This window comes from Bradyrhizobium sp. USDA 3397, from assembly GCF_054060965.1.
This window is the reverse complement of record NZ_JBSSDS010000001.1, coordinates 7,886,771-7,909,656: the sequence shown is the minus strand read 5'-3', so window position 1 is coordinate 7,909,656 and position 22,886 is coordinate 7,886,771. Positions and strand designations below refer to the sequence as shown.

The window sequence follows — 22,886 nt, the reverse complement described above, 5'->3', positions numbered from 1 at the left end:
GATGAACGGATTCCGGGTTCGTCGCTTCGCGACGCCCCGGAATGACGGAGGAGAGAGGAGCGCTCCCTCTCTCAACACTGTCGTTGCGAGCGTAGCGAAGCAATCCAGGCTGCCCAGCAGAGACAGTCTGGATTGCTTCGTCGCAAGGGCTCCTCGCGATGACGGGGAAAGAGCTATCCGCCCCGCCCCAGCTCGCGCTTGTACGATGCGTAGTTCGGCTGATCGACCGCAAGCTTGTCCATCGTGGTCGCCCAGAGATGCTCGGCGAGACCGGGAGTCGCGAGATCGACTTCTCCCCTGGCGATCCGCTCGGCGAGCGCGCGGTTGAGCTCCGTCACCGAACCGTCGACGCCGAGCAGCGTGCGCAGGCGCTCGATCTCTCTCGCATCACTCCCCTCCTCCTGCGTCAGCTGGCGCGTGACGAGGTCGAGGATGTTGATGGCAACGCGCAGCTTGAAGGCTTGGTGGCCGGAGATCAGCGGCGTGATGTCGCTGCGGAGGAAATCGGCGACTGCCTTGGTCAGCTCGATCGGGGTCGGCTCGTCCTGCATGTGTCAGCTCCCGCGCGGCGCCAAAAGCCGCAACAGATCGATCTCGGTCTCGCTGGCGCGGCGGCCGATCATGGCGCGCTCCATGGAATGGTCGGGTCCCTCGCGAAAGCGCTGCATCATGCCGCCGCACATGATGCCCCAGCGCAGCGTGCCCATCACCTCCCAGAACTTGACGCGGTCCGGATCGACCTTGCGGCCTGCCGCCTCATAGCCGGCGAACAGCTCCTCGCGCGTGCCAAAACCGCCGACGGGCTTGTCGATCTCGCCGAAACGCCAGGAATTGACGCAGACCCAGCCAAGGTCCTCCATGGGATCGCCGAGATGGGCGAGCTCCCAGTCCAGTACCGCGCGAACGCCGTCGGCGCCGATGATGAGATTGCCGTTGCGGAAATCGCCGTGCACCAGCGTGGTCTCGGCCGCCGGGCCGGGATCGTGATCGCGCAGCCAGCGCAGCGCCAGCTCGAACACGGGCTTGGGCCAGTTCAGGCTGCGATAGTCGCGCTCGAACTCGGCGATCTCCTGGCTCGCGCCCCTGCTGCGCAACGCAGGCAATTTGTCCTGCGGCAGCCGATGCAGACCTGCGAGAATGCCGCCGATCTGCCGCGCCAGAATGGGTCGCGCCGCAGCAAACTCCTCATCACGAAGAATCTTGCGCGCGATGGTCTCGCCCTCGACCCGCTGCATGATGAAGCCGGTGCCGAGATCGTCCTCCGGCACTAGCACATGCAGGACGCGCGGCGACGGCACGCCGGCCTCATAGGCGAGTTGCATCAGCTGCGCTTCCGCGCCAAGACCGGCCGCACGGGTCGGCGCGGCGCCATAGCCCTTTGGCGAGCGGCGCAAGATCGCGCCGATCGGCCCGTCGGGATGGGTGATGTCGAAGCGCCAGGTTTCCTGGCTGGCGCCGCCGGAGAGCTTTGCCGCAGAGGTCGCGCCGGTCGCCCCTTCGCACCAGCGCCGGACGCTGCGTGAAAGCGCCGCCTCGATCATTTGCCCTTGAACTGCGCGGGCCGCTTCTCGAGGAACGCTCCGACGCCCTCGCGGAAATCCGCGGTGTCGCCGGCGCGGAGCTGGCACTGGAATTCGAGATTGAGCTGATCCTCGAAGGAATTTTCCGGGCTGTCCCAATAGAGCTTGCGGATCAGCGACAGCGCCACCGTCGGCCCACTGGCGAGATCGCGCGCCAGCTTCATCGCTTCCTCCATCAAGACGCCGTCATCATAGACGCGGTTGACAAGGCCCCATTCCAGCGCCTTCTCGGCCGGCAGCCGCTCGCCCATCAGCGACAATTCGATCGAGCGCGCGCGTCCGACAAGGCGCGGCAACAGCCAGGTCGAGCCGCAATCCGGCACGAGGCCGATGCGGCGGAAGGCCTGCAGGAAATAGGACGAGCGCGCGCATAGGATCATGTCGCCGAGCAGCGCGAAGCTCATGCCGGCGCCGGCGGCCGGGCCATTGACCGCGGTGACGATGGGGCAATGCAGGTTGCGGATGCGGCGCAGGAAGGGATGAAAGCCGGTCTCCAGCGTCAGGCCGGCCTTGGTCTTCTTCGCCTGGTTGTTGCGGCCTTGCAGATTGGCGCCCGTGCAGAACGCCCGCCCCGCACCGGTCAGCACCACGCAGCGCACCGCGTCCTTCTTCTCCTCGATCGCATCGAGCGCCTCGGAAAGACCGCCCAGCATGTCGACGGAGACCGCGTTCATCACCTCCTGATGGTCGAGCTTGAGGATCGCGACCGAGCCATCGAAATCGAGCGTGACGTGTTTGAACTGCATGGTTTCCTCATCGGTTGCGGCCCGCGTCAGTTTCGCAGGCCGGAATTCGTTTTGCCGGGGCGCATATTTGATTTTTGGCGCGGTCTTGTCCATGGTGATCGGAGCATAGCAAGCAATCTTGTGCGCAGCGGCTGATGCGCCGCAGTCTAAAAACAGGAAACGCGCCATGAACCTCTTCGACCTTTCCGGCCGCGTCGCCGTGATCACCGGTGGCAATGGCGGCATCGGGCTCGGCATCGCGCAGGCGCTCGCGGGCCAGGGCTGCAACGTCTCGATCTGGGGCCGCAATGCTGACAAGAACAAGGCCGCCGCCGCGAGCATGGCGGGCCTGTCCGGCAAGGTCGACAGCCGCGTCTGCGACGTCACCGATCCGGCCTCGGTCGATTCAGCGATGAAGGCGACGCTCGACACCTTCGGCCGGGTCGATGGCTGCTTCGCCAATGCGGGCATCGGCGGCGGTGGCCGGCGCGCCTTCATCGAGCGCACCGAGGAGGAATGGCGCACGATGTTCGCGACCAATCTCGACGGCGTGTTCCACGCGTTCCAGGCCGCCGCCAAGCACATGACGGATCGCGCCAATGCCGGCGATCCCTTTGGCCGGCTGGTCGCGACCTCGAGCCTCGCCTCGATCTTCGGCACGGCGCGCAACGAGCATTATGCCGCGACCAAGGCCGCCATCAACGCGCTGGTGCGCGCCCTCGGCGTCGAGCTGGCGCGTCACGGCGTCACCGCGAATGCGATCTTGCCGGGCTGGATCAAGAGCGACATGACCGCAGGGCTCATGGCGAACGACAAGTTCGTAGCCAACGTGATGCCGCGGATTCCGATGCGGCGCTTCGGCGAAGCCTCCGATTTCGGCGGCATCGCGGTGTATCTGATGAGCAAGGCGTCGTCGTATCACACCGCGGATACGTTCGTGATCGACGGCGGCTATACCGCGTTTTGATTCTCGTAGCCCGGATGGAGCGCAGCGAGTCCGGGACGGCCAAAAGCAAGCAAGACCCGGATTTCGCTCTGCTCCATCCGGGCTACAACACTGAGGGAACGGGCAAATGTTTTCACACGTCATGATCGGTACCAACGACCTGGACAAGGCCAAGGCGTTCTACGACCAACTGCTCGGCACGCTCGAGGTGCGGCCGGCCAGGGTCGACGGCCACCGCATCTTCTACATCACCAAGACCGGCGTGTTTTCGGTATCGAAGCCTATCAACGGCGAACCGGCGACTTGCGCCAACGGCGGCACGATCGGCTTTGCCGCCAATTCGCCGGAACAGGTCGATGCGTGGCACGCAGCGGGCGTTGCAGCCGGCGCAAAATCGATCGAGGATCCGCCCGGGGTGCGTCAGGGCCCAGGCGGCAAGCTGTATCTGGCTTACCTGCGCGATCTCGACGGCAACAAGATCTGCGCGATGCACCGGATGCCTGCCTGAGGTCGACCGGTCTCTCCCGTCATTGCGAGGAGCTCTTGCGACGAAGCAATCCAGGCTGCCGCGGCGGTTAAGATTCTGGATTGCTTCGCTGCGCTCGCAATGACGGACTCCTGGGGATCGGACGGCGCTTAGAGCCCACTTGCGCGTCGCCCCATTCAAACAACATTTCAAACGCCCTCGCGATATTCCATCAGGTGGCATGGCTCCGCGCGGTAAATGCGCGCTCGCGCTTTGGCGTCGCTGCGACTATTCTCGCCCCCAATGCGATCTCAGTGACCCCCGGGAGGACCAATGACAAAACACACCTACATTCCCCGCACCACCAACTACACGCTCAATCCCGGCGACGAGCTCAACGACTTGCGAATGTCGGACCAAGTCCGGCCGCTTTACGATCACGTCAAGAAGTTCATCCGCGATACCGTCGAGCCGATGTCGGTCGAGTTCGCCAAGGCCGGCGAAGGCAAAGAAGATCGCTGGAGTTTTACGCCGAAGCAGCTCGAGGTGCTGGAGAAGGCCAAGAACAAGGCTAAGCAGGAAGGCCTCTGGAACTTCTTCCTGCCCGATGACGAGACCGGCCAGGGCCTGAAGAATCTCGACTACGCCTATATCGCCGCCGAGCTCGGCAAGAGCCCGCTGGCCTCGGAGACCATGAACTGCTCGGCGCCCGACACCGGCAACATGGAAGTGCTGGAACGGGTCGGCACCAAGGAGCAGAAGGAGAAATGGCTGAAGCCGCTGCTCAACGGCGAGATACGTTCGGCCTATGTCATGACCGAGCCGAACGTCGCCTCCTCCGACGCCAAGAACATCTCGACCACCGCAAAGCTGGTCGGCGACGAATGGGTGATCAATGGCGAGAAGTACTACATCTCGGGTCTCGGCGATCCCCGCTGCAAGATCCTCATCGTGATGGTGAAGACCAACCCGGACGCGCCGCCGAGCAAGCAGCAGTCGCAGATCCTGGTGCCGCGCGACACGCCCGGCGTCGAGGTGCTCGGTCCCATGTACGTGTTCGGCCAGGACCACGCCCCGCGCGGCCACATGCACATGCGCTTCAACAATGTGCGCGTGCCGAAGGAGAACATCCTGCTCGGCGAAGGCCGTGGCTTCGAGATCTCGCAGCTCCGCCTCGGCCCGGGCCGCATCCATCATTGCATGCGCACCATCGGCAAGGCCGAGAAGGCACTCGACCTGATGGTGCAGCGTGGCCTCACCCGCGAAGCCTTCGGCAAGAAGATCGCCCATCTCGGCGGCAACATGCAGATCATCGCCCAGGCCCGCTGCGAGATCGAGGCGATGCGGCTGATGGTATTAAAGGCCGCCAAGGCAATGGACGTGCTCGGCAACAAGGAGGCCCGCGTCTGGGTCTCCATGGTCAAGGCCATGGTGCCCGAGCGCGCCTGCAAGATCATCGACCAGGCCATCCAGATGCACGGCGCCACCGGCATCTCGCATTGGACCCCGCTCGCCGAGATGTATCAGGACGTGCGGCACCTGCGCTTCGCCGACGGTCCGGACGAGGTGCACTGGATGGTGGTGGGCCGCCACGAGCTGAGCATGGCGTAAGGCGCCTTATCTCTTTTCCCTCTCCCCGCTTGCGGGGAGAGGGTGAGGGGGATTCTCCGCGAGGACGGTGACAGTCGGACTCGCGGAGAGCCCCCTCACCCGCCGCGCATTCCGCGCATCGGCCTCTTCCCGCAGGCGGGGAGAGGCGAAGAAAGCCGAGGAGCCCCAATGGACTACGCCGCCAGTGAGCTGACGCCACGCGAGCGCTACAAGGTGCTGACGTCCTTCATTCTGCCGCGGCCGATCGCGTGGGTGACCACGCTCGGGCCGACCGGCGTGGTCAACGCCGCCCCGTTCAGCTTCTTCAACGCCTTCTGCGAGGATCCGCCGCTCTGCATGTTCGCGGCCAACCGCAAGCCGAACGGCGAGGACAAGGACACGTTTCTCAACATCCAGCGCACCGGTGAATTCGTGGTCAACCTCACGGACGAGCCGCTGGCGCGGGCGATGCACGAGAGCAGCGGCGATTTTCCGCCTGAGATCAGCGAGCCCGATTATCTCGGGCTGAAGCTTGCGCCCTCGACGAAGATCGCGGTGCCACGGCTAGCTGACACGCCCTGGGCGATGGAGTGCAAGCTCTGGAAGCTGATCGACGTCAACGACGATCGCCGGCTGATCATGGGCGAAGGCCTCCACTTCCACATCCGCGACGAGCTCTGGGACGACAAGGCGATGCGGGTGCACATGGACCGCTATCACCCGATCGGCCGCATGTTCGCCGACCGTTACTGCCGCACCGATGACCGCGTGGTGTTTCCGGCGGCGGAGGGCATGAAGAAATAGGCCGCAGCAACGGTGCGCTCCTTCGCCCCATTCTTACGGGGCCGCGACGAGCTTGGCTCGCGCTGAGAGGGTTGGGGTGAAATGCCTTTCTCCACGCGCGAGACTGCGAGGGACCTGAGGTGATGAACCCGTCAGCTACGTCGCGGGCACGAGCTTGTCCTGGGTCTTGGTCTCGAAGTCGCTCGCGTCGTGGCGCTCGTGGAGCTGGCTGGCGGGATCGCCGGAGACGCGGTTGACCATGCGGCCGCGCTTCACGGCGGGGCGCTGCGCGATCTGGTCGGTCCAGCGCTGCACGTTCTTGTAGTCCTGCACCGACAGAAATTCGCCGGCGCCATAGACCAGCCCCTTGGCGAGTGCGCCATACCAGGGCCACACCGCCATGTCAGCGATGGTGTAGTCCTTGCCCGCCAGATACTCGTTGTCGGCGAGACGCCGGTCGAGCACGTCGAGCTGGCGCTTGGTCTCCATCGCGAACCGGTCGATGGCATATTCGATCTTGGTCGGCGCATAGGCGTAGAAATGGCCGAACGCCGCCGCCGAGATAGGGCGCGCTGCCCATTTGCCAGAATAGCCAGGACATCGCCTCGGTGCGGGCCTTGACGTCCTTCGGCAGGAAGGCACCGAACTTCTCGGCGAGGTAGAACAGGATCGAGCCGGACTCGAACACCCGGATCGGCTCTGGGCCGGAGCGGTCCATCAGCGCCGGGATCTTGGAATTCGGATTGATCTCGACGAAGCCGCTGCCGAACTGGTCGCCATTGCCGATCCTGATCAGCCAGGCGTCGTATTCGGCGCCCTTGTGGCCGAGCGCCAGGAGCTCCTCCAGCATCACGGTGACCTTGACCCCGTTCGGCGTCGCCAGCGAGTAGAGCTGAAGCGGATGCTTGCCGACCGGCAGCTCCTTGTCGTGGGTGGGGCCGGCAATGGGTCGGTTGATGTTGGCGAATTGCCCGCCGTTCTCCTTGTTCCAGGTCCAGACTTTGGGCGGCACGTAGGCGGGGGCGTCGGTCATGCGGGCTCCGGGAAAAAGGATGCGTCTGCATTAATTAGCCCGCAAACGGCCGATGACAAGGGCGCCGCAATGCATTGCCGGATGGGACAACTCTGCGTTTTGTCATAGCAGCCCCTCCCCTCCGTCATTCCGGGGCGCCCGCAGGGCTGCGGCCCCCGGATAGAGCGCAACGTCTATACACAAGATGCACCGCCGGATCCGGCATGTCATCGATCCGCTCGCGTCACTTTGCTTTGCCAGCGAAAGCAACGAGAATGCGAAGCCTGCCTCCAGGAGAGAGCCATGAAATCGCCGATCTGCGACATGCTGGGGATCGAATTCCCGCTGCTCGCCTTCAGCCATTGCCGTGACGTCGTCGCCGCCGTCAGCCGCGCCGGCGGCTTCGGCGTGCTGGGCGCGACGGTGCATACGCCGGATACGCTCGAGCGTGAGCTGAAGTGGATCGACGATCATGTCGACGGCAAGCCCTATGGCATCGACGTGCTGATTCCGGAAAACATCTCGACCGCGGGCGAGAAGGACGTCACCTGGAAGAGCCTGGAGGCGCGCGTGCCGCAGGAGCACCGCAACTACACGCGCGATCTCCTGAAGAAGTACGACATCGAGCTGACCACCACCGAGGTCGCGGACAACCAGCCGCAGCCATTCGACGGCAAGACCGCGCTTCAACTGCTCGAGGTCTCCTTCAATCATCCGATCCGCCTGATCGCCAATGCGCTGGGCGTGCCGCCGAAGGCGATGATCGAGATGGGCAAGAAGCATGGCGTGCCGGTCGCAGCGCTGGTCGGCGCCAAGGAGCACGCGCTGCGCCAGGTCGCGGCCGGCGTCGACATCCTCGTGGTGCAGGGCACCGAGGCCGGCGGCCATTGCGGCGAGGTCTCGACCATGGTGCTGGTGCCGGAGGTGATCAAGGCGATCAAGCCGATCCGCGACGTGCCGGTGCTAGCGGCCGGCGGCATCATGACGGGACGGCAGATGGCGGCCTGCATGGCGATGGGCGCGGCGGGCGCCTGGACCGGCTCGGTGTGGCTTGCGACCGTCGAGTCCGAGACGAGCGAGATCTTTCGCGAGAAGATGATCGCGGCGTCCTCGCGTGATGCCGTCCGCTCCAAGGGCCGCACCGGCAAGCCGGCGCGGCAGCTGCGCTCGGTCTGGACCGATGCCTGGGACCGTGCGCCTGATAGCCCGGGCGCGCTGCCAATGCCGCTGCAAAGCATCATCAGCCGCGACGCGTTCCATTCGATCGATCGAGCCGCCGCAAGCGGCAACGCGAGGGCGCGCGATCTCGTCAGCTATTTCGTCGGCCAGGGCGTCGGCCTGATCGACAGCGTGAAATCAGCGGGCGCCGTGGTACAGGAGTTCAAGCAGGATTTTGCCGAAGCCGTCGAGCACATGAATGCGCTGGTGGCAGAGTAGTCCATTCGTCATTGCGAGCGCAGCGAAGCAATCCAGACTGCCGCCGCGGAAAGATTCTGGATTGCTTCGCTGCGCTCGCAATGACGAACAACTGACATCGTGAATTGAAGCAAGAAGAAATGACCAATATCCCCGAAGACCGCATCCCCGTCATCGTCGGCATCGGCGAGATCATCGATCGCCCGAAGGAGATCGCGGCGGGTCTCGAACCGCTCGACCTGCTCGAACAGGCGCTGCGGCGCGCCGAACAAGACGCCGGTGCAAAACTGCTCGGCGAGGTGCAATCGCTCGACGTCGTCAATTTCCTGAGCTGGCGCTATCGCGATCCGGAGCAGCTCCTGGCGCAACGCCTCGGCATCTCGCCCGCGCATTGCTATTACGGCCCAGTCGGCGGCGAGAGCCCGATCCGCTACATCCACGAGGCGGCCAAGCGCATCGCGCGCGGCGAGTGCAGCGTGGCGGCGATCTGCGGCGCCGAGGCGCAATCGACCGCGACCAAGGCGGAGCGCACCGGCGTCAAGCTCCCGTGGACGCCGTTCGCCCATGACGTCGAGGAACCGAAGCGCGGCGCGGCGTTCCAGAAGCCCTTAGCGGTGAAGCTCGGCGTGTTTCGGCCCGTGACCGTCTATCCGTTCTATGAGGCGGCCTCCTCGGCGCATTGGGGGCAGACGCCGCGCGAGGCCATGGTGGAATCAGGCACGCTGTGGTCGCGCTACTCGGACGCCGCCGCGCAGAATCCAAATGCCTGGCTGAAGCGGCGTTATGCGCCGGAGGAGATCACGACGCCGACCGCGGACAACCGCCTGATCGCCTGGCCCTACAACAAGCTGATGGTGGCCAATCCCAGCGTCAACATGGGCGGCGCGCTGCTGCTCACCAGTCTCGCCAAGGCACGCGCGGCCGGGATCGCCGAAGACAAACTGGTCTACCCGCTCGGCGGCGCCTCCGCGGAAGAGCCGCGCGACTATCTGCTGCGCGACCAGTTTTACGAGAGCCACCCGCAGAACGCCGTGCTGAAAGCGGCGATGGACCTCGCCGGCGGCGACGGCAACAAGTTCGACGCGATCGAGCTCTACAGTTGCTTCCCCTGCGTGCCCAAAATGGCGCGGCGGACGCTGGGCTTAGGTGCCGACGTGCAGCCGACCGTGACCGGCGGCCTCACCTTTTTCGGCGCGCCGCTCAACACCTACATGACGCACGCGGCCTGCGCGATGGTGCGCCGTTTGCGCGACGGCGCCAGGCGCGGCCTGCTCTACGGCCAGGGCGGCTTCGTCACCAAGCACCACGCGCTGGTAGTGTCGAAGACGGCGCCGCGCGAGGCGCTGGTGCAGGAAACGAGCGTGCAGGCCGATGCGGACCGCAACAAGCGCGCGGTGCCGGAGTTCGTCGCGGAGGCCACTGGCAAGGGCAAGGTCGAGAGCTTCACCGTGCTTTACGGTCGCGGCGGCAATATCGAGCATGGCGTCGTGATGCTGCGGACAGAGGACGATCGCCGCACGCTGGCGCGGATCCCGGCCAGCGATGGCGCGACGCTGGCGCATCTGCTCGCCATGGATCGCACCCCGGTCGGCTCGCTCGGCGAAATCGCCATGGCAGAAGATGGCGTGCCGGAGTGGCGGGTGGCGTGATCTCGTAGGGTGGGCAGAGCGAAGCGTGCCCACGACCTTCGTGTGATCCGGAAAGAATGGTGGGCACGGCGCAAGAGCGCCTTTGCCCACCCTACGAGATCTCAGCCCTTCGGCGCCTATTTTTCCGACGCGATAGAGAGTCAGGCGGCGCGCACGTTGGTCAGGAACTTGCTGACCTCACTCTTCAGCCGGCCGGAATCGTTCGACAGCATCTGCGCCGCCGACAGCACCTGCGAGGAGGCCGTGCCAGTCTCGGTCGCGCCGCGCTGCACGTCGGTGATGTTGGACGACACCTGCTGGGTGCCATGCGCCGCCTGCTGAACGTTGCGGGCGATCTCCTGCGTCGCCGCGCCCTGCTCTTCCACCGCAGCCGCGATGGCCGACGAGATCTCCGACAGGCGCTCGATGGTCGAGGAGATCTCCTTGATCGCGCCGACCGAATCATTGGTCGCGGCCTGGATGCCGGAGATCTGCTGGCCGATCTCACCGGTCGCCTTCGCAGTCTGCTCCGCGAGCGCCTTCACCTCGGAAGCGACGACGGCGAAGCCGCGGCCGGCTTCGCCCGCGCGCGCCGCCTCGATGGTGGCATTCAGCGCCAGCAGGTTGGTCTGGCCGGCAATGGTGTTGATCAGCTCGACGACATCGCCGATGCGCGCGGCGGCCTTGGATAGTTCGCTGACGCGCTCGGTGGTGGCGCGCGCCTGGCCTACGGCATCGCCCGCCATCCGCGCCGATTCCTGCACCTGGCGGCTGATCTCGCCGACCGACGAGGCCATCTCTTCGGTCGCCGAGGCCACCGATTGCACGTTGGTGGAGGCTTCCTCCGAGGCGCCGGCCACCGTGGTCGCGAGCTTCTGGGACCGCTCGGCGGTCGCCGTCAGGGTCGATGCGGAGGCCTCTAACTGGGTCGAAGCCGATGACACGGTCTGGACGATCTCGCCGATCATCGTTTCGAATTCGCGGGTGATGTTATCGACGCGGCGGCCGCGCTCGATCTTGGCTTCGGCGTCGGCCGCGGCGGCTTCGTCGGCGGCCTTCTTGGCGATCAACGCCTCCTTGAAGATCTGGAGCACGTCGGCCATGGCGCCGATCTCGGTTTTCTCGCCGCGATGCGGGACCTCGGCGGAAAGGTCGCCGTTGCCCAGCGCCTGCATCGGCTGGGTGATGGAATTAATGCCGTTCGAGACGTCGCGGACGAGATAGAAGCTGAGAGCAATGCCGATCAGGACGGCGGCGCCGAGAATGACCGAAACCAGCATGAAGGCATAGGCGTAGCTGTCGGCGGCATCATGAGCCGCCTGTTCGCCGCCCTTGGTGTTGAGCTCGATGTCCTTGTTGAGGACTTCGTCTGCCTGAAGGCCGATCTTGTTGACCGTCTTGGAGTTGAGCTCCTGCGCCTCGCGCGGGAACTTGCCGGCCTCCTTGCGTGACAAGGCCATCACCTCCTCGGTGCCCTTCTTGTACTCATCCCAGAGCTTGGACCACTGGCCGTAGAGCGCCCGCTCTTCCGGGGAGCTGATCATGGGCTCGTACCTGCTGCGCGTCTTGGCGAGCGCCTCGGTCACCGTAGCAGCGGTCTTCTCCACCGCGAGCTTGTCGTCCAGAGCTTCGGCCAGCATGTGCTGGCGCACCACGTTCCGATAGGTGATGACTGCGGCGCGCAGGTCGCCGATCACCCTGACGCTCGGCATCCAGTTGGTGGTGATGTCGACGGTGTTGGCATTCATCGTCCGCATCTTCATGACGGCGAGCAGGCCCATGCCGGTCATCGCGACCAGCAGGAACGCCACGACACTGATGATCTTGGCGCGGATGGAAAGCTTGGCAAACATAATCGGGTCTCGTTGTGCTGGCGCGAGCGCGCGTCAAAGCTCTAAAAATCAACCAAAGGGGAGCAGCGCCGGCATCCAACGCCAGAGCATCTGCGCGGATGGCAACTGCGACTCCGTGCGAGTACGGAGCCTGAAAGAAATGAACAGGCAGCTAAAAACGTCCTGCGCTCAGCGCATGAGCCTAAGCGCATCGGAGAAGAACTCTCCGCCGCCGAAATTTCCCGACTTCAGAGCGAGCAGCATGTCGCTTTCGGCGCCGACCGCGCGCAGCACCGGAACGCCAGCCGCGATCTCTACTCCTACGAGAAATCCGGGAATCTTCAACCGATCGACAACGGCGCCGGATGTCTCGCCACCGGCAACGATCAGTCGCCGCACGCCTGATTTTACAAGGTTTTCTGCAATATCGGCCATGGCCTGCTCGATCGCATGACCGGCGGCGTCGCGACCGTGGCGCGCCTGCAGCGCGGCGACCTGATCGGGCGTCGAGCTCGATGCGATCAGCACCGGACCTTCGGCCAGTCGCGGCCTTGCCCAGTCCAGCGCACGCTCGGCTTCGCCCGCCCCCGTAATGATACGCTCCGGATCGAGATGTAACACCGGCATGACACCCGCGGCATACGCGATCTGCTGAAGCGTCGCCTGCGAGCAGCTGCCGGCAAGGCATGCCGCCAGGCCGCCGACGGCCGCGCCGGTTTCGCTGCTCAGTGCCGGCTTCACCTTGCCCGTCGACACCAGCGCGCGCGCAAGTCCCAGGCCCATGCCGGACGCGCCGACCGACAGAAGATGTTCGGCGGCCACGAGCCCGATGGTCTCGAGGTCGCGGTCGAACACGGCGTCGATGATCGCAGCACCGATGCCCCTGGCGGCGAGCTCGGCCAGCCGTGCCCGCACGGCCTCCGCGCCGCGCGCGACGGTGGCGAGATCGACGAGGCCGATCTGCGTGCTGCTCTGGCACGCCAGCACGCGCACCAAGTTGGAATCATGCATCGGGTTGAGTGGATGGTCCTTCAGCGGGCTCTCGCTGAGCGGCACGGCGCCGACGAACAGATTGCCCTGAAAGACGGTGCGCCCGGTCTCCGGAAAGGCTGGCGTCACCAGCACGGCTCCCTCGCCGCAATCGGCGCGCAGCGCATCCATGACCGGGCCGATATTGCCGGCGTCGGTGGAATCGAAGGTCGAGCAGATCTTGAACAGCACGTGGCCCGCGCCGCGGCCGCGCAGCCATTTGTCCGCCGCGCGCGAGCGCGACACGGCAAGGCCGGCCTCGATCGAGCGGCTCTTCAACGACACCACGACGGCATCGACCTCGGGCAGCGCCAGATCGTCGGCAGGGATGCCGATGGTCTGGACGGTGCGCAGGCCGGCGCGCGTCAGCGTGTTGGCGAGATCGGAGGCTCCGGTGTAGTCGTCGGCGATGCAGCCTAACGCTGGGGTCACGGCTTCACTCCCGCATAGGGCTTGAACCAGGCAAGCCCATCGGTGGTCTTGCCGCGGGGATTGTATTCGCAGCCGACGAAGCCGGCATAGCCGAGCCGATCGAGCTCTTCGAACAGGAACGGATAGTTCAGCTCCTCGCCATCGGGCTCGTTGCGCGAGGGAATGCTGGCGATCTGGATGTGGCCGATGATCGGCATCATCTCGCGCAGCCGCATGGTGACGTCGCCATGGATGATCTGGCAGTGATAGATGTCGAACTGGAGCTTCAGGTTCGCAAGCCTCAGCTCCTGGATCAGATCCCGCGCGAAGCCGAAATCATTGAGGAAGTAGCCGGGCACGTTGCGCGCGTTGATCGGTTCGATCACGATATCGATGCCGTGCGGCGCAAAGAACTCGGCAGCCCAGGCCACAGATTTGTAGAAGGCCTCGATCGCGGCGCGCTCGCCGCGGTTGGCGATGCCGGCCATCAGGTGCAGGCGCTTGACGCCGGTCGCCTTGGCATAAGGCAGCGCCGTCTCCAGGCTCGCCTTGAGATCGGAAAAGCGCGATGGCAGCGCGGCAAAGCCCTTCTCGCCGGCGTTCCAGTCGCCCGGCGGCAGGTTGAACAGCGCCTGGGTCAGGCCGTTGCGCTTGAGCCGCTCGCCGACCGCCTCGGCGGGATGCTCGTACGGAAACAGAAATTCCACCGCGGTGAAGCCCGCTTGCGCGGCGGCATCGAAGCGGTCGAGGAACGGCACCTCGGTGAACATCATCGAGAGATTGGCGGCGAAACGGGGCATTGGAAATCCTCTGTTACTTGTCGCCGGGCAGCTTGACGCCGGTGACCTGCGCATACATGCGCGCGACCGATGCGTCGTCGTCGCGGCCCATGCCGGCGGCCGATGTCATCAGGAACATCTGGAGCGCGGCGGCGGAGACCGGCACGGGGAATCGGGCGCTGCGCGCCATGTCCTGGATGATGCCGAGGTCCTTGACGAAGATCTCCACCGCGCTTCGCGGCGTGTAGTCGCCGTCGAGCACATGCGGCATGCGGTTCTCGAACATCCATGAATTGCCGGCGGAGGCCGTGATCACCTCGTAGACCTTGCGGATGTCGAGGCCCTGCTTGGCCGCGAACGCCATGGCTTCGCTGGCGGCGGCGATGTGGACGCCGGCTAGCAGCTGATTGATCATCTTGAACGCAGCGCCCTGCCCGGCGGCATCGCCGAGCTCGTAGAGCTTTGCAGCCATGGCATCGAGCGCCGGCCGCGCCCTCGCAAAAGCCGCGGAGCTGCCGGAAGCAAGGATCGTCAATTCACCTTGCGCGGCGCGCTGCGCCCCGCCGGAGATCGGCGCATCCAGATAGTGCCGGCCGGTCGCCTCCAGCTGCTTGGCCAGGCGCCGCGCCACGTCCGGGTCCATGGTCGCCGAGGAGACGAACACGCTGTCCTTCGGCATGGTCTCGGCGGTGCCGTCCTTGCCGAACAGGATCGCCTCGGTCTGGCCGGCGTTGACGACGACGCTGACGACGATGTCGGCATTCGTGGCCGCCTCGGCCGGCGTTTTGGCGCCGGTGCCGCCGTCCTTCACGAAACGTGCGACGGCATCCGCCGAGACGTCGCAGCCGGTCACGGCATGGCCGGCGCGCCTGAGCGAGGTCGCCATGCCAAAGCCCATCGAGCCGAGCCCGACAACGGCGATACGCTGACTTTGTGACGTGGAGGCGGACATATGCAACTGACCCTTGCGAACGTTTCCCAAATAGCCGCCCTTTGCGGCAGCTTGGCAACCGAATAACACGGCTTGGCCGCGCTGCCAAAGCGTGAGACAAGCAGGCATGACGGCCATGAGAACCGAAACGAGCAACGAGACACGGCTGCGCGAGGACATCTGCCGCTTCGGACGATCCCTGTTCGAGCGCGGGCTGACGCCGGGCTCCTCCGGCAATATCAGCGTCAAGCTGGACGATGGCGGCTGGCTGGTGACCCCGACCAATGCCTCGCTCGGCTTCCTCGACCCGGCGAAGCTGTCGCGGCTGGATAGCCGGGGCCGGCTGGTTTCGGGCGATGCCCCGACGAAAGAAGTTCCGCTGCACACGGCGCTTTACGACACGCGCGGCAGTGCTCGTGCCATCGTGCATCTCCACTCCACGCATTCGGTGGCGCTCTCGATGCTGCCCGAGATCGATCCGCGCGCCGCGCTGCCGCCGATGACGGCCTATTATTTGATGAAATGCGGCGCCACCGCGCTCGTGCCCTATTACCGCCCCGGCGACCCCGCGGTCGCAGATGCGATCAAGGGGCTGGCGGGGAAATATTCATCCGTGCTGCTCGCCAATCACGGCCCTGTCGTCGCCGGCGATACGCTGGAGGCGGCGGTGTTCGCGACGGAAGAGCTGGAGGAGACGGCGAAGCTGTATCTGCTGCTGCGCGGGATGAACCCGCGGTATTTGTCTCCGGAGCAGGTGACGGATCTGGTGAAGGTGTTCGGGGTGACGTTGCCGGAGCACGGGTACGAGCATTAGCGACTTGCGGTAAGGGGTGGACGAGCGTCGCCTCACCACCGCTGTCATTCCCCGCGAAAGCGGGGAATCCAGTACGCCGCGGCTTCTCCGCATATCTCTGACGTCTCGGAGTACTGGATCGCCCGATCAAGTCGGGCGATGACACCGGGTATGTTGCGCGGGCGTGCCCGATACTATTCGGCTACAGCCCCAGATACGCCTTCCTCACGTCCGGATTGCCCTTGATCTCCGCGGACGAGCCCTGCATCAGCACGCGGCCCGTTTGCAGGATGTAGGCGCGGTCGGCGATCTCGAGGCATTCGGCCATGCGCTGCTCGACGATGAGGACGGTCATGCCGGAGTCGCGGATGAGCTTCACGGCCTGGAAGATCTCGTCGACCAGTTTCGGCATGATCCCCTGCGAGGGCTCGTCCAGCATCAACAGGCGTGGACGCGTCATCAGCGCGCGGCCGATCGCGAGCATCTGCTGCTCGCCGCCGGAGAGCGTCTCGGCGCGCTGCTCCAGACGTTCCTGGAGGCGCGGGAACAGCTTGAAGACGAGATCGAGCGGCTCTTCGCGGTTCGCTTCGCCCCTGTAGAGATAGCTGCCGAGGCGAAGGTTGTCGCGCACCGACAGGCGCGGAAACAAACGGCGGTTTTCCGGCACATACGCGATGCCGGTGGCCGTGATGTGATGCTGCGCCATGCCGTCGAGGCGCTTGCCGTCGAAGGTCACGCTGCCCGAGCGCGGACGCTCGGCGCCGGCGATCGACTTCAGCAGCGTCGACTTGCCCGCGCCGTTGGCGCCGGCGACGCAGACGATCTCGCCCTTCTGGACCTCGATCGAGACCGCGGAGATCGCAACCAGGCCCTGATAGGCGGTCGTGACTTCACGCACCGACAACATGACGATCTCCCAGATATGCCTTGATCACCTTGGGATCGCGCACGACGTCGGCGGGCTTGCCCTCGACCAGGACCTTGCCGAGGTCGAGCACGATGGCGCGGTCCACCAGCGGCATCACGATCTCCATGACATGCTCGACCATCAAGACCGTGATGCCGGCATCGCGCACCTTGCGCACCAGCGCGACGCCGGTCTGCGCCTCGGTCGGCGTGAGGCCAGTGAGGACCTCGTCGAGCAGCAGCAGCTTCGGCTCGGTCGCAAGCGCCCGCGCGACTTCGAGGCGGCGCTTCTCGGCCGGCACGAGGTCGCTGGCGAGCACGTCGGCGCGCGCGGCAAGGCCGGTGAACTCCAGCACTTCATGCGCCTTGCGGCGCGCCTCGCGCATCACGGTGGTACGCACGAGGGCGCCGACGATGACGTTGTCGATGACAGTCATGGTCTCGAAGCTCTTCACGACCTGAAAGGTGCGGCCGATGCCCCGCCGGCAGCGTTCGGCCGCCGGCAGTTTGGTGACGTCCTCGCCGTCGAATAGAATCGAGCCTTGCGTCGGCGGCAGAACACCGGCGATGAGATTGAACAGCGTCGACTTGCCGGCACCGTTCGGGCCGATCAGGCCGACGATCTCGCCGCGGCCGACCGAGATCGAGACGTCGCTGTTGGCGACGAGGCCGCCGAAGCGCTGCCAGACGCCGCGGGTTTCGAGCAGCGCGCTCATCGGGCAGCTCCCGTCTTCTTCGGGCGTGAAAACAGGCTCAGCAGGCCGCGCGGCAGGGCCAGCGAGATCAGAACGATCAGCGTGCCGTAGACAATGAGGTCGACACCCCGCCCCGAGCCGCCGAACTTGAAGCGCGTCAGCTCAGTCAGCGGGATCAGGATGGCCGCCCCTAACACCGGCCCCCACAGGGTGCCGATGCCGCCGAGCACGGCCGGCAGCGCCATCAGCAGCGAGAACTGAAAGCCCATGACGCTTTCCGGATCGATATAGGAGACGAACTGGGCGTAGAAGCTGCCGCCCACGGCGACAAGGAAGGCGGAAACCGCGGCCGCACCCATCTTGGAATTGAACACGTCGACACCGAGGCTCTCGGCCGCCTCCGGGTTGTCCTTGACCGCGCGCCACCAAAATCCCCATTTGGAGTTTTCCAGCCACCATGTCACGAACCAGGCGAGGCAGCACAGCGCCAGCGCGAAATAGAAGTAGGGCAGCTTGGTGCGCAGAAACTGGAATTTCAGCCAGCTGTCGCCGCGGATTGGAATGGTGATACCCATCGCGGCGCCTGCCCATTCCCAGTTGTGGAACAGAAGCAAGCCGATTTCGGCGATGACGATGGTTGCGATCACGAAGTAATGGCCGCGCAGGCGGAAGAAGGGATAGCCGAGCCCCATCGCGATCAGCGCCGACACCACCCCGCCCGCCAGCATGCCGAACCAGGGCAGCACGCCGAACTTCGTGAACAGCAGCTCGGTGGTGTAAGCACCGAGGCCAAAGTACAGCGCGTGGCCGAGCGAGATCTGCCCGCAATAGCCGGACAGGATATTCCAGCTCTGCGACAATCCCGCATACATCAGCGTCAGGATCAGGATGTTCTGGACGACGACGTCCTTCACGAACAACGGCGTCAGCGCGGCAATGGCAGCGAGCGCTGCGGCGATGATGAGGTCGCGGCGGCGCCGCGCTGCAAAATCCTTGTCCATCAGATCGATCCGAACAGGCCGCGCGGCCGGATGAAGACGACCAGCAGATAGACCGAGTAGATGCCGACCGATTTCAGCGACGGCGGCAGCACCAGCGCGGTGATTGCCTCGACGAGACCGACGATGATGCCACCGGCGAAGGCGCCGAACACGCTGCCGAAGCCGCCGAGCGCCACCGTGACGTAGGCAATCAGCGCAAAGGAGGCGCCGACGTCGGGATAGATGTAGAAGAACACCGCCATGATCGCGCCGGCGAGGCCGACCAGCGCGGCACCGAGGCCCCAGCCGAAGGCGAACACGCGGTTCTTGTCGATGCCGACGAGGGCGACTGCACCGGGATCCTCGCGGGTCGCTTCGATTGCGCGGCCGAAATCAGTTTTGTGGATGAAGAAGTAGAGACCTGCAAAAGCCGCGATCGAGACCAGCGCGCCGACCAGTTGCGGCTCCGGCAGGAAGATCCCGGCAATCGAGATGGTCTTGCCGCCGAGCCAGGACTGCGGAATGCTGCGATAGTCCGGCGTGAAGAAGTACTGCGCGAGGCCGCGCATGACGATGGCAAGGCCAAAAGTGGTAAAGATCTGCACCATGCCGGCATTGGCCTTGGCCCGCATGGCGAAGCGGACAAGGAGCAGATAGACGACCGCTCCGAATATGAAGAGTGCCGCGGCGACGAGCGGCGCCGACAGCAACGGGTCGATCGCGAAGAAGGCGAACAGGAAGAAGGACAGATACATCGCGATCATCAGGAATTCGCCATGGGCGAAGTTCGTGACGTCCATCAGGCCGAAGATCAGCGCGAGGCCGACCGCGATCAATCCGTAGAGCAGGCCCATCAGAAGGCCGCTCGCGAGACTCTGGATAATGGCTTGGGCTGTCAACTCTGGTCCCCCGTTCGAAACGTCACGACAGGCTTCGTCATTGCGAGCGAAGCGAAGCAATCCAGAAATGTTTCCAGGGAAGCAGTCTGGATTGCTTCGTCGCCAGCGCAAAATTGCTACGCAATTTTGTCGCGGGCTCCTCGCAATGACGGTGGGAGCAGTTTGCTCCCACCCCGCCTGCCCCGCTGCCCTCCGCAGCTTTTACTTCATCGGCCAGATCGCCTCGGCGATCGCAGCCTGCGGCGGGAAGATGGTGACGAACTTGCCGCCGACATACTGCAGCAGCACCGGATCGGCGTCGTTGTTCTGGCCCATCTCGTCGAACTTGACGCGCTTCCAGGGCATGATGGTCTTCTCGCCCGGGATGTCGGTCGCCGCGAGCGCATCGCGGATCTTCTCGCCGTCGGTCGACTTGGCGCGGCTGATGGCGTCGGCGAGGATGATCAGGCCCATGAACTGGCGCGAAGTGAGGTCGTTGAAATCCTTGCCGGACCTCGCCTTGAACATCTCGTTGATCTTGCCGACCATCGGCCGCTTCTGCGCGAGATCGAGCGAGAAGGTGCCGCGCGAGATCACGCCTTCGAGCTTGTCGCCGACGGCGTCGTAAAGCGCCTTCTCGGAGAAGCCGGCATCCTGCGCCACGATCGCATTCGGCTTGTAGCCGAGCTCGGCCATAGTCTTGACCAGGAGGATGCCGTCAGTGGTGTAGCTCGACGGCATCAGCACGTCGGCATTGGCGGTCTTGAGCTGCTGCACCTCGGCCGAGAGCGAGGGCGAGTTGGCGCGATACTTGATGTCGGTGACGATCTTGTAGCCGCGCTCGCCGGCAATCTTGGTCTGGGCATTGCCGGAATCGGTGCCGAAGATGGTGTCCTCGTGGAACAGCGACAGCGTCTCGATCTTGGTGCCCTTCTTCTTCATCGCATCGAAGAAGTCGAACATCGCGGCCGAGTACATCTCGTCGTGCGGCGAGGCGCGGAAGTAATATTTCAGGCCGCGGCGGTGCAGGCTCGGGGAGGAATTGTCGGCGGACAGGAACGGGACCTGATAGCGTTCGCATATCTGGCTGACGGTGACGGCCACCGCGCTCTGGTAAGTGCCGATGATCGCGCAAACCTTCTCCTGCGTGATCAGGCGCTCGGCCTCGGCGCGGCCCTTCTGCGGATCGGCCTGATGGTCGGCGAGCACGAGGCGGATCTTGGCGCCGCCGAGACCCGGGAGGCCTTCGCCCTTTGCCAGCGGCAGGTCGAAATCGCTGTCCTTGTTGATGACTTCGAGCGCGGTCTCATAGGCCTTCTGCGCGTCGACGCCCTGCTGCGCGCTGCCGCCGGAGAACGGATAGATCACGCCGATCACAACTTCCGTCGTTTGTGCGCGCGCTGCCAGCGGCACGAGAGCGGCACTGGCGGTGGCTCCCAACAACACGTCGCGGCGAGTGATCGTCATGGCAAAGTCCCCTGTTCCTGAATTTCGGCTGATCGAATGAAGCGATTGGTGGATGCGGTAAAGCCTGAAGAAGCAGCAGACGCTGCCCACTAAATCACGGCCATGTTTCTGTTCTTGAGATCGGTCACCAGCATCAGGCCGGGCGAATGCGTGATAGCGAACGGCAGCTTCGCGGCGTTGATGACCGATTGCGGCGTCACCCCACAGGCCCAGAACACCGGGATCTCGTCGTCGGCGACCGGCACCGGATCGCCGTAATCGGGCTTGGCGATATCCTTGATGCCGATCAGATGCGGATGGCCGAGATGCACGGGCGCGCCGTGCACGGCCGGATAGCGCGAGGTGATCTGCACCGCGCGGATCGCATCGGCCGGCTTGAACGGACGCATCGACACCACCATCGGGCCGGCGAACGGACCTGATACACCGCAGGCGATGTTGGTGCGGTACATCGGCACGCGCACGTTCTTCTCGATGTGGCGGATCGGCATGCCCTCCTCGAGCAGCGCCTCCTCGAACGAGAACGAGCAGCCGAGCACGAAGGTGACGAGGTCGTCGCGCCAATAGCTCGTCACGTCGGTCGGCTCGTCCACGACGTCGCCATCGCGCCAGACGCGGTAGCGCGGCACGTCGGTGCGGATGTCGAGATCGGCGCCGAGCGAGGGGATGTAAGGGCTGCCGACATCGGACATGCCGATGATCGGGCACGGCTTGGGATTGAGCTGGCAGAAGCGGTGGAAGGCTCCGGCATATTCCGCCGGCAGGATCGCCAGATTGCCCTGGACATATCCGGGGGCGGCGCCGGCGGTGGAGGCGACCAGCCCCTCGCGGTAGGCGAGCCGGGCCTTGCGGCTCGGGAGGGCGTCGGGTGTTTCAGTTTGCTGCGCTGCCACCAAAACAGTCATGTGATCGACCTGCCTATAAACTCGACAAAGACAAGCCAACACCAAGCGTGCTATAAAGTCTAATCTTCGTTTCTAATCAATCTCGATAAATCTGATTTATCGATCGGGAAAATCCTTCCAATGCTGGACTTCAGGTCGATCGAGACGTTCCTTTGGGTTGTGAAGCTCGGCAGCTTCCGTGGCGCCGCGCAACGGCTCAATACCACCCAGCCGGCGATCTCCCAGCGCATCGCCCAGCTCGAGCGCGAGATGGGCGTGAAGCTCTTGAACCGCGATCATCGCATCGCCTCCCCGACCCCGAGCGGCCGGCAGATGATGGTCTATGCGGAGAAGCTGATCGGCCTGCGCGCGGCGATGATGGCGGAGATCGGAGATGCTTCCGCGATGCGCGGCGTGATGCGGCTCGGCGTCGCCGAGACCATCGTGCACACCTGGCTGCCGCGGCTCGTCAAGAGCGTCAACGAGGTCTATCCGAACCTGTCGCTGGAGATCGAGGTCGACATCACGCCGAACCTCACCGCGCGCCTGCTCGCGCAGGAGATCGAGCTCGCCTTCGTGGTCGGACCGCTGTCCGCCTCCGGCGTGCACAACCGCGTGCTCGCCGATTATCCGATCGGCTTCCTCGCAAGTCCGTCGCTCGGGCTCGGCAAGGGCCCGGTGACGCCAGCAGAGCTCGCACGGTTTCCGATCATCACCTTCCCGCGCAAGACCAAGCCCTACGAGGTCGTGCGCGAGGTGTTCGACCGGCCGGAGCTGCCGCCGATCCGCCTGCATGCGTCCGCTTCGCTGGCGACCGTCATCCACATGGCGGTCGAGGGACTCGGCATCGCCGTGATCCCCGACGCCATCGTCGAGAACGAGCTTGCCGACGGACGCCTGCAGCTGCTCGACACCGATCTTTCCATCGCGCCACTGACTTTCACCGCGAGCTGGCTGGCCTCGCCCGATGTCGTCGCCGTGCAGCGCGTCGCCGAGCTTGCACGGCAAATTGCGCAGAGCAGCCTCGCGGTTGACGCGCCCGCACAGGCGCGTCATTGAAAAAGGCGCCGGACCTTTCTCCCGTCATTCCGGGATGGTGCGTAAGCACCAGACCCGGAATCTCGAGATTCCGGGTTCGCCCTTCGGGCGCCCCGG

21 protein-coding genes and 1 pseudogene are annotated in these 22,886 nt (G+C 64.9%); 8 read left to right on the top strand and 14 right to left on the bottom strand.

From position 1 onward, the window contains the following. Positions 1 to 173: 173 nt before the first annotated feature. From ACVWYQ_RS36795 to ACVWYQ_RS36785, 3 genes are read right to left on the bottom strand one after another with little or no spacing between them, the layout of a single operon-like run. On the bottom strand, positions 174 to 551 hold the full coding sequence (locus ACVWYQ_RS36795; protein ID WP_157281234.1) for a DUF6285 domain-containing protein: 378 nt from the start codon (positions 549 to 551) through the stop codon (positions 174 to 176). A gap of 3 nt (positions 552 to 554) precedes the next feature. Next, entirely contained in the window at positions 555 to 1,541 is a 987-nt protein-coding gene (locus tag ACVWYQ_RS36790) for a phosphotransferase family protein (protein ID WP_404542537.1), read from the bottom strand. Beyond that, entirely contained in the window at positions 1,538 to 2,326 is a 789-nt protein-coding gene (locus tag ACVWYQ_RS36785) for an enoyl-CoA hydratase/isomerase (protein WP_404542540.1), read from the bottom strand. Before ACVWYQ_RS36785 ends, ACVWYQ_RS36790 begins: the two co-directional genes overlap by 4 nt. A gap of 166 nt (positions 2,327 to 2,492) precedes the next feature. Here ACVWYQ_RS36785 and ACVWYQ_RS36780 point away from each other — a divergent pair, with 166 nt between their 5' ends. The 4 genes from ACVWYQ_RS36780 (at position 2,493) to ACVWYQ_RS36765 (ending at position 6,111) form a co-directional block, all read left to right on the top strand. Beyond that, entirely contained in the window at positions 2,493 to 3,272 is a 780-nt protein-coding gene (locus ACVWYQ_RS36780; RefSeq protein WP_404542542.1) for an SDR family NAD(P)-dependent oxidoreductase, read from the top strand. Between the two features lie 106 nt (positions 3,273 to 3,378). Continuing rightward, complete coding sequence (locus ACVWYQ_RS36775) at positions 3,379 to 3,759, top strand: VOC family protein (protein WP_404542544.1); 381 nt, start codon at positions 3,379 to 3,381, stop codon at positions 3,757 to 3,759. Between the two features lie 291 nt (positions 3,760 to 4,050). After that, on the top strand, positions 4,051 to 5,328 hold the full coding sequence (locus ACVWYQ_RS36770) for an acyl-CoA dehydrogenase family protein (protein WP_275496602.1): 1,278 nt from the start codon (positions 4,051 to 4,053) through the stop codon (positions 5,326 to 5,328). Between the two features lie 168 nt (positions 5,329 to 5,496). Continuing rightward, positions 5,497 to 6,111: a flavin reductase family protein gene (locus ACVWYQ_RS36765; RefSeq protein WP_275496603.1), complete on the top strand. Its 615-nt coding sequence runs from the start codon at positions 5,497 to 5,499 to the stop codon at positions 6,109 to 6,111. A 135-nt stretch (positions 6,112 to 6,246) separates the two neighbouring features. Here ACVWYQ_RS36765 and yghU read toward each other — a convergent pair. After that, positions 6,247 to 7,123: pseudogene (gene yghU, locus ACVWYQ_RS36760) on the bottom strand (glutathione-dependent disulfide-bond oxidoreductase). Positions 7,124 to 7,405: 282 nt separating this feature from the next. Between yghU and ACVWYQ_RS36755 the strand changes: the two are divergent. Together ACVWYQ_RS36755 and ACVWYQ_RS36750 are read left to right on the top strand one after the other, a co-directional pair. After that, positions 7,406 to 8,539: a nitronate monooxygenase gene (locus ACVWYQ_RS36755; RefSeq protein WP_404542550.1), complete on the top strand. Its 1,134-nt coding sequence runs from the start codon at positions 7,406 to 7,408 to the stop codon at positions 8,537 to 8,539. A 119-nt stretch (positions 8,540 to 8,658) separates the two neighbouring features. Continuing rightward, positions 8,659 to 10,167 carry an acetyl-CoA acetyltransferase gene (locus ACVWYQ_RS36750; RefSeq protein ID WP_404542552.1) on the top strand — a complete coding sequence of 503 codons (1,509 nt, stop codon included), beginning with the start codon at positions 8,659 to 8,661 and terminating at the stop codon, positions 10,165 to 10,167. 140 nt (positions 10,168 to 10,307) lie between these two features. Here ACVWYQ_RS36750 and ACVWYQ_RS36745 read toward each other — a convergent pair whose 3' ends face one another. The 4 genes from ACVWYQ_RS36745 to ltnD form a co-directional block, all read right to left on the bottom strand. Beyond that, the gene (locus tag ACVWYQ_RS36745; protein WP_404542555.1) at positions 10,308 to 11,999 is read right to left on the bottom strand and encodes a methyl-accepting chemotaxis protein; all 1,692 of its coding nucleotides are present in this window, start codon (positions 11,997 to 11,999) and stop codon (positions 10,308 to 10,310) included. A 168-nt stretch (positions 12,000 to 12,167) separates the two neighbouring features. After that, a complete protein-coding gene (otnK, locus tag ACVWYQ_RS36740) occupies positions 12,168 to 13,439 on the bottom strand; it encodes a 3-oxo-tetronate kinase (RefSeq protein ID WP_456727067.1) in 1,272 nt (423 codons plus the stop codon). Then, a complete protein-coding gene (gene otnI / locus ACVWYQ_RS36735; RefSeq protein WP_157281212.1) occupies positions 13,436 to 14,218 on the bottom strand; it encodes a 2-oxo-tetronate isomerase in 783 nt (260 codons plus the stop codon). Before otnI ends, otnK begins: the two co-directional genes overlap by 4 nt. A 13-nt stretch (positions 14,219 to 14,231) precedes the next feature. After that, positions 14,232 to 15,257 (bottom strand): L-threonate dehydrogenase, encoded by a 1,026-nt coding sequence (gene ltnD, locus ACVWYQ_RS36730; RefSeq protein ID WP_271545335.1) that lies wholly within the window; start codon positions 15,255 to 15,257, stop codon positions 14,232 to 14,234. On the opposite strand from ltnD, the gene otnC reads away from it, so the two are divergent. After that, on the top strand, positions 15,256 to 15,942 hold the full coding sequence (gene otnC / locus ACVWYQ_RS36725) for a 3-oxo-tetronate 4-phosphate decarboxylase (RefSeq protein ID WP_271545336.1): 687 nt from the start codon (positions 15,256 to 15,258) through the stop codon (positions 15,940 to 15,942). The two genes, ltnD and otnC, sit on opposite strands and share 2 nt — an antisense overlap. A 181-nt stretch (positions 15,943 to 16,123) precedes the next feature. Here otnC and ACVWYQ_RS36720 read toward each other — a convergent pair whose 3' ends face one another. The 6 genes from ACVWYQ_RS36720 to ACVWYQ_RS36695 form a co-directional block, all read right to left on the bottom strand. Next, on the bottom strand, positions 16,124 to 16,828 hold the full coding sequence (locus ACVWYQ_RS36720; RefSeq protein ID WP_271545337.1) for an ABC transporter ATP-binding protein: 705 nt from the start codon (positions 16,826 to 16,828) through the stop codon (positions 16,124 to 16,126). Beyond that, a complete protein-coding gene (locus ACVWYQ_RS36715; RefSeq protein WP_271545338.1) occupies positions 16,812 to 17,543 on the bottom strand; it encodes an ABC transporter ATP-binding protein in 732 nt (243 codons plus the stop codon). Before ACVWYQ_RS36715 ends, ACVWYQ_RS36720 begins: the two co-directional genes overlap by 17 nt. Further along, positions 17,540 to 18,523: a branched-chain amino acid ABC transporter permease gene (locus ACVWYQ_RS36710; protein WP_271545339.1), complete on the bottom strand. Its 984-nt coding sequence runs from the start codon at positions 18,521 to 18,523 to the stop codon at positions 17,540 to 17,542. Before ACVWYQ_RS36710 ends, ACVWYQ_RS36715 begins: the two co-directional genes overlap by 4 nt. After that, on the bottom strand, positions 18,523 to 19,401 hold the full coding sequence (locus tag ACVWYQ_RS36705; protein WP_271545340.1) for a branched-chain amino acid ABC transporter permease: 879 nt from the start codon (positions 19,399 to 19,401) through the stop codon (positions 18,523 to 18,525). Before ACVWYQ_RS36705 ends, ACVWYQ_RS36710 begins: the two co-directional genes overlap by 1 nt. 201 nt (positions 19,402 to 19,602) lie before the next feature. After that, positions 19,603 to 20,847 carry an ABC transporter substrate-binding protein gene (locus ACVWYQ_RS36700; RefSeq protein ID WP_404542561.1) on the bottom strand — a complete coding sequence of 415 codons (1,245 nt, stop codon included), beginning with the start codon at positions 20,845 to 20,847 and terminating at the stop codon, positions 19,603 to 19,605. 89 nt (positions 20,848 to 20,936) lie between these two features. Then, entirely contained in the window at positions 20,937 to 21,752 is an 816-nt protein-coding gene (locus ACVWYQ_RS36695) for a putative hydro-lyase (protein WP_157281198.1), read from the bottom strand. A 120-nt stretch (positions 21,753 to 21,872) separates the two neighbouring features. Between ACVWYQ_RS36695 and ACVWYQ_RS36690 the strand changes: the two genes are divergently transcribed. Then, complete coding sequence (locus tag ACVWYQ_RS36690; protein ID WP_275496617.1) at positions 21,873 to 22,790, top strand: LysR family transcriptional regulator; 918 nt, start codon at positions 21,873 to 21,875, stop codon at positions 22,788 to 22,790. The last annotated feature ends 96 nt before the right edge of the window (positions 22,791 to 22,886 follow it).

Coding starts and splice junctions, on each gene's coding strand:
- ACVWYQ_RS36750 (WP_404542552.1), top strand. CDS start 8,659: ATGACCAATATCCCCGAAGACCGCATCCCCGTCATCGTCGGCATCGGC.
- ACVWYQ_RS36720 (WP_271545337.1), bottom strand. CDS start 16,828: ATGTTGTCGGTGCGTGAAGTCACGACCGCCTATCAGGGCCTGGTTGCG.
- ACVWYQ_RS36745 (WP_404542555.1), bottom strand. CDS start 11,999: ATGTTTGCCAAGCTTTCCATCCGCGCCAAGATCATCAGTGTCGTGGCG.
- ACVWYQ_RS36710 (WP_271545339.1), bottom strand. CDS start 18,523: ATGGACAAGGATTTTGCAGCGCGGCGCCGCCGCGACCTCATCATCGCC.
- ACVWYQ_RS36790 (WP_404542537.1), bottom strand. CDS start 1,541: ATGATCGAGGCGGCGCTTTCACGCAGCGTCCGGCGCTGGTGCGAAGGG.
- ACVWYQ_RS36715 (WP_271545338.1), bottom strand. CDS start 17,543: ATGAGCGCGCTGCTCGAAACCCGCGGCGTCTGGCAGCGCTTCGGCGGC.
- ACVWYQ_RS36770 (WP_275496602.1), top strand. CDS start 4,051: ATGACAAAACACACCTACATTCCCCGCACCACCAACTACACGCTCAAT.
- ACVWYQ_RS36780 (WP_404542542.1), top strand. CDS start 2,493: ATGAACCTCTTCGACCTTTCCGGCCGCGTCGCCGTGATCACCGGTGGC.
- otnI (WP_157281212.1), bottom strand. CDS start 14,218: ATGCCCCGTTTCGCCGCCAATCTCTCGATGATGTTCACCGAGGTGCCG.
- ACVWYQ_RS36775 (WP_404542544.1), top strand. CDS start 3,379: ATGTTTTCACACGTCATGATCGGTACCAACGACCTGGACAAGGCCAAG.
- otnC (WP_271545336.1), top strand. CDS start 15,256: ATGACGGCCATGAGAACCGAAACGAGCAACGAGACACGGCTGCGCGAG.
- ACVWYQ_RS36755 (WP_404542550.1), top strand. CDS start 7,406: ATGAAATCGCCGATCTGCGACATGCTGGGGATCGAATTCCCGCTGCTC.
- ACVWYQ_RS36795 (WP_157281234.1), bottom strand. CDS start 551: ATGCAGGACGAGCCGACCCCGATCGAGCTGACCAAGGCAGTCGCCGAT.
- ACVWYQ_RS36690 (WP_275496617.1), top strand. CDS start 21,873: ATGCTGGACTTCAGGTCGATCGAGACGTTCCTTTGGGTTGTGAAGCTC.
- ACVWYQ_RS36765 (WP_275496603.1), top strand. CDS start 5,497: ATGGACTACGCCGCCAGTGAGCTGACGCCACGCGAGCGCTACAAGGTG.
- ACVWYQ_RS36700 (WP_404542561.1), bottom strand. CDS start 20,847: ATGACGATCACTCGCCGCGACGTGTTGTTGGGAGCCACCGCCAGTGCC.
- ACVWYQ_RS36785 (WP_404542540.1), bottom strand. CDS start 2,326: ATGCAGTTCAAACACGTCACGCTCGATTTCGATGGCTCGGTCGCGATC.
- ACVWYQ_RS36695 (WP_157281198.1), bottom strand. CDS start 21,752: ATGACTGTTTTGGTGGCAGCGCAGCAAACTGAAACACCCGACGCCCTC.
- ltnD (WP_271545335.1), bottom strand. CDS start 15,257: ATGCCTGCTTGTCTCACGCTTTGGCAGCGCGGCCAAGCCGTGTTATTC.